Raw genomic sequence first — 6,127 nt, 5'->3', positions numbered from 1 at the left:
TCTATAAAAAAATTATTTGCTTTTAGGCTATTTTAAGTAAACTTAAAATAGGCTCATAATTTTTTTATTTCTTCTATCCTTTATAAAAAATTTGTTCGTTAATAGGCCCTGCCATTCTATCGAATGTCAGGCACTCGCAAATTTTTTATTTCTTATTTTATCTATAAAAAAATTATTTGCTTTTAGGCTATTTTAAGTAAACTTAAAATAGGCTCATAATTTTTTTATTTCTTCTATGCTCAAACCTGTATTCTCACTAATTATTTTTATATCTATTCCTGATTTTTTTAAATTTCTAGCTATAGATATTTGCTGTTCTTTTTTACCTTCTTCAATACCCTTTATACGCTCTTCATTAAGCATTAAAATATTAAAATAATCCCTTTCATAATCGCTATATCCATTATATAAATCATTACTATTAACAAATTTATAATATTCATCATATACTTCTTTCATTATGGGATTTTTTTTCACTAGAACTTTCATTATATCCTCCAATTTATCTCTTGAACTTAAAAAATTAAACCAATCTGATAACTCTTCATATAAACTATTATCATTTTTAAATTTTTTCAATTCTAAAAAATGAATTTCTAAATGATTGGTTAATATATGATTAGTTTCTAATTCTTTTATAAAATAACAACTATGAGCCTTATCTATATCTTTTATCAAATTAAAATCTAAAATATTAATACTTATAACAGGTGTCAAATCAGAATATATATTTTTAGATTTTAAATTTGTAGAATAATTTTTAGCCCAATAATATAGACTTCTATATATAAAAGATTGATTACCTATTCTCTGTATTTCTATTAAAATAGTTTCGCCAGATTTTGTTTTTCCCTTTACATCTGCTATAGATTCTTTATCATTTATATTTTCTTTTAAATTAAAAGAATTTAATACTTCAATACTTTCAAAAGGTTCTTGATTAGCATCTATTCTCACAGAATTTATTAGATTTTTTAAAATATGTTCATGTCCTTTTGCAGCAAACATATACCGCATGAAATAATCATTCAAAACATTAAAATCTTTATTACTTCTCATAATTCAATTATATAAGATATCATATCTTCATTAACTTTATGCACTTCTTTTAGAGCCTGCCATATAAAGGCCAAGTTCATTAATAGTTAAATCTTTATTATTAACATTAGCTACTATTTCACCTTCATATATAACAAGTATTCTGTCGCTTAAATTCATAACCTCATCAAGCTCTAAAGAAACAAGTAAAACAGCTTTACCATTATCACGCTGTCTTATTAATTCTTTATGTATATATTCTATAGCCCCAACATCTAAACCTCTTGTAGGCTGAACCGCTATAAGTAAATCCGGATTTCTGTCTATTTCTCTTGCTATGATAGCCTTTTGCTGATTACCTCCTGACATACTTCTAGCTATAGTTTTAGCACCCTCCGCACTTCTTATATCAAATCTTTTTATAAGTTCATTAGCGTAATTTTCTATTTCTTTAAATTTTAAGAAGCCTTTATTTTGAAATCTTTCTGTGAAATAAGTTTGAAGTATTGTATTTTCTCCAAGAGTATAATCAAGTACAAGTCCATGTTTATGTCTGTCTTCCGGAATATGTCCTATTCCGCTTAGAGTTTTATTTCTTATAGATAGGTTAGTAATGTCTTTGCCATTTAAATGAATGCTTCCGCTTGACATCTCAATTAAACCTGTAAGTGCATATATAAGCTCGCTTTGTCCGTTTCCATCAATACCAGCAATACATACTATCTCTCCGGCACGAACATCGAAAGAAACATTTTTAACAATATTTTTTTCACTATTAGGAGATTTTACATTGAGGTTTTTCACTGATAGTATTATATCTTTAGGTTTAGCCTCTGTCTTTTCTACTACTAAAGATACCTTTCTTCCAACCATCATTTCAGACATCTCTTCTTTTGTAGTGCTTTTTACATCAATAGTACCTATATATTTACCTTTACGAAGTACAGAACATCGGTCAGCAACTTCTTTAATTTCATTTAATTTATGAGTGATGAAAAGAATAGATTTTCCTTCTTTAGTTAAGGATTTCATAATTTTCATAAGCTCTTCTATTTCACTAGGAGTAAGTACAGCAGTAGGCTCATCGAAAATAAGTATATTATTATCTTTATAAAGCATTTTTAAAATTTCTACTCTCTGCTGCATACCTACAGTTAAATCGCTTATCAAAGAATCAGGATAAATTTCAAGACCGTAAGTTTTGCTTAATTCCATTACTTTCTTTCTGGCATCATCAACTTGAAGTATTCCGTTTTTAACTGTTTCTACACCAAGCATGATATTTTCTAAAGCAGTGAAATTATGAACCAATTTGAAATGCTGATGCACCATACCAATGCCCAAAGCATTAGCAGTATTAGGATTATCAATATTTACTTCTTTGCCATTAACTTTAATGATACCCTCTTCCTGTTTATAAAGCCCGAAAAGAACACTCATTAAAGTTGATTTTCCTGCTCCATTTTCACCAAGCAAAGCATGTATTTCCCCTCGTTTTAATTGTATAGTGATATTATCATTTGCCACTATCCCCTTAAAACGTTTGGTTATATTAAGCATTTCAACTACATATTCTGAATTTTCCATTATATTTCCTATCATCATTTTTATATAATAATTTAAAAACATTTATATATAAAATATAGTTAAATGATTTTAAATTGTCAAATATTTATAAAAAAAATAGAGATACCAGATTTATATCCAGTATCTCTTTTAAATATATTTTGATAATTAATACTTTTATTGTATCAAATTAACTTTAACTATATCTAAAGGTAATTGATTAACATCTTTAGCATCTTTATCAGTAAGAACTTTTACGTTTCCATTATTAAGTTTTTGATATATCATATCATAATCATTTTGAGTGAATTTTTGGAATTTAGAAGTAGCCATAGGAAGTCCTATACCATTAACTTTAGCATCAAGTATAACAGATTTTCCGCCAGGGAATTTATTGTTATAGAAATCATCTATAGCATTATAAACAGATTCTCCAAGCATTTTCATAGCAGAAGTAATAACAGTAGGAGATTCAGCACTTTGATCTATATCAACACCTATAACCAAACCGTTATTTTGTTCAGCAGCACTCATAACAGAGTTTCCGGCACCGCCTGCAGGAGCAAATATTACTTGTACTCCGCTTTGATACCAAGAAGTAGCTAAAGTCTGGTTTTCAGGAGTAGCATTGAAATTACCTATATAAGTATAGTTAATTTTTATGCTTCCTGTAGGCATATTCAATTCTTTAGCTGCATAATTAGCACCTTGTACAAATCCGTATCCGAATCTTATAACAGCAGGAACAGCCATACCAGCCATAACACCTAAATTAGTGTAGCCTTCTTTTACTATAGCATATCCTGCTAAAAATCCAGCTTGTTCCTCAGCATAAAGTACAGAATAAACATTAGTTTCTATTCTAAAGTCAGTATAAGTTCCGTCTTGAGGAGTTCCGTCCAAAAGTACAAAACTTACATTTGGATGAGTATCTTGAGCTCTATATACTGCAGGCTCGAATAAGAATCCAGGAGTTACTACCAATTTAGCACCTGCTGATACTGCTAAGTCTATAGCATCAACATAAGCATCAGTAGTTTTTTGAGCAGGCTGATAATATTTATGAGATATTCCTTTCTCTTGTGCATACTTTGTTAATCCTTCCCAAGAGCCCTGATTGAAAGATCTGTCATCTATAGTACCAACATCTGTTATTAATGCTAGTTCATATCCTCCAGATTTTTTTCCGCCGCCGCATGAAACTACTAGAATGAAGCTCATTACAGCAATGATTAAAACAAGAATTTTTTTCATAATTTGATGTCTCCTATTTTTAATATATTTATTTGCTAAAAATTATTAAAGCCATATTAATTAATGATTATTTTATATAATTAATCTCTACTATATCTACAGGCAACTCTTCTACTGTTTTAACACTTCTATCTTTTAATACTTGTATATTGCCGTCTGAAAGTTCTTTATATATTGCATTGTAATCATTTTCAGTAAAGTTTTTAAATTGAGAAGTTTTTATAGGCAGCCCTATACCATTAACATTAGCATCTAATACAGCGATTTCTCCTCCCTTAAAAGTACCATTATAAAAGGAATCAACGGCATTGTAAACAGAATTTCTTATTCTTTTTATTGCAGAAGTAATAATAGTAGGAGAGTCAAAACTTTGATCAACATCAACACCTATAACTAATCCATTATTTTGTTCAGCTGCACTTATAACAGATTTAACAGCCCCGCCTGCAGGAGCAAATATTACTTGTACACCGTCTTGATACCAAGAAGAGGCAAGCTCTTCATTTTGTAGAGTATCATAAAAATTACCTACATAAGTATAATTTATTTTTATGCTTCTTATAGGCATATTTAATTCTTTAGCTGCATAATTAGCTCCTTGTACAAATCCATATCCGAATCTTATAACAGGAGGAACAGGCATACCGCCTATAACGCCTAAATTAGTATAACCTTCTTTTACTATTGAATATCCTGCCAAAAATCCAGCCTGCTCTTCAGCATAAAGCACTGCATGAACATTGTCTTCTATTCTGAAATCAGTATAAGTTCCGTCTTGGGGAACACCGTCTATAATTATAAAATTTACGTCAGGGTGTTTATCCTGAGATTTGTATACTGCTGTTTCAAATAAAAAATTAGGAGTTATTATCAATTTTACACCTTCGTTAACTGCGGAGTCTATAGCATCAATATACGCTTCTGTACTCTTTTCAGCTGCCTGATAATATTTGTATGATTTTCCTGAATTTTCAGCATATCTAACCAATCCTTCCCAAGCTCCTTGATTGTATGACTTATCATCTATTTCACCTTCAGTTATTAATGCTATATCAAATTCTCCCTCTTTTTCTTCAGTTTTAGAGCATGAAATCATTAATATAAAAGCTGCAATAATTATTATAAAGCTCAAAATTTTTTTCATACGAACCTCCTAATTAATTTATATAATCAATTTTTACTAAATTTAAAGGTAATTTCTCAACACTTTCTGCATCGGTGTCTTTTAATACCTTAATCTTTTTTTTCACAAGGGAGTTATATATGATATTATAATCATATTCTTTAAAAACTTTAAATTTTAAAGTATTCATAGGAAGTCCTATTCCTTTAACTCTTGCATCCAATATAAAAGTTTTTCCTCCATTGAAGTTACCGTTATAATAAGCAGCAACAGCATTATAAACGGATTCTCTTATTAATTTCATAGAAGAAGTAATAACAGTAGGAGATTCAAAACTTTGATCCACATCAATGCCCACAACTAAACCTCTGTTATTTTCAGCAGCATTTATAACAGAATAAGCAGCGCCTCCTGCCGGAGCAAATATTACTTGTGTTCCGCTTTTATACCAAGATGCAGCTAAAGCTTGATTTTCCGGAGAATTATCATAGTTTCCAACATAAGTGTATTTTATATTTATACTTCCTTTAGGCATTTTTAATTCATCGGCTGCAAATTCTGCCCCTTGTACAAAACCGTATCCAAATCTTATAACAGGAGGAAGTGCCATATCGCCTAGAACTCCTAAATTGGTATATCCTTCTTTTACTATAGAATATCCTGCTAAAAATCCTGCTTCCTCTTCGGCATAAAGAATAGCAATAGTATTTTTTGCTGTCTTATAATCTGTATAAGTTCCGTCTTGATGCTCTCCATCTATCAAAATAAAATGTGTATTAGTATATATATCCTGTGCTTTATAAATAGCCGTTTCAAATATATGTCCCGGTGTTATTATTAATTTTGCCCCCATACGAACAGCTATATCTATCGCATTTAATGTTGCTTGTACATTTTTATCAGGAACTCTATAATATTTATAGCTTATGCCGTAATGTTCAGCATAATCCTTTACGCCTTCCCAAGTACTTTGATTAAATGATTTATCATCTATATTTCTTACAATAACTGCTATCTCATAACCAGATGATTCCTCACCATCTATATCACTGCAGGAAACAGCATACAAAAAAACAATCATAATAAAAAAAGTAAGAAATTTATTCATATTTATAATTCACCCATTACTGCCAATATTTTTATGAT

5 protein-coding genes are annotated in these 6,127 nt (G+C 29.7%); all 5 read right to left on the bottom strand.

All coding sequences use genetic code 11. The features are described from left to right. Positions 1-213: 213 nt before the first annotated feature. Positions 214-1,059, bottom strand: coding sequence for an Rpn family recombination-promoting nuclease/putative transposase (locus Q0K19_RS11025; RefSeq protein WP_297247890.1), 846 nt, complete (start codon positions 1,057-1,059; stop codon positions 214-216). 36 nt (positions 1,060-1,095) lie between these two features. Further along, entirely contained in the window at positions 1,096-2,625 is a 1,530-nt protein-coding gene (locus Q0K19_RS11020; RefSeq protein ID WP_297247888.1) for an ABC transporter ATP-binding protein, read from the bottom strand. A 156-nt stretch (positions 2,626-2,781) separates the two neighbouring features. After that, entirely contained in the window at positions 2,782-3,858 is a 1,077-nt protein-coding gene (locus Q0K19_RS11015) for a BMP family ABC transporter substrate-binding protein (RefSeq protein ID WP_297247886.1), read from the bottom strand. A gap of 67 nt (positions 3,859-3,925) precedes the next feature. Next, complete coding sequence (locus tag Q0K19_RS11010) at positions 3,926-5,002, bottom strand: BMP family ABC transporter substrate-binding protein (protein ID WP_297247885.1); 1,077 nt, start codon at positions 5,000-5,002, stop codon at positions 3,926-3,928. Between the two features lie 13 nt (positions 5,003-5,015). Continuing rightward, the gene (locus Q0K19_RS11005) at positions 5,016-6,089 is read right to left on the bottom strand and encodes a BMP family ABC transporter substrate-binding protein (protein ID WP_297247882.1); all 1,074 of its coding nucleotides are present in this window, start codon (positions 6,087-6,089) and stop codon (positions 5,016-5,018) included. Positions 6,090-6,127 lie beyond the last annotated feature (38 nt).

This window comes from uncultured Brachyspira sp. (assembly GCF_944393015.1).
In the GTDB taxonomy this organism is placed as follows: Bacteria; Spirochaetota; Brachyspiria; order Brachyspirales; family Brachyspiraceae; genus Brachyspira.
This window is presented reverse-complemented; position numbering and strand designations above follow the sequence as displayed.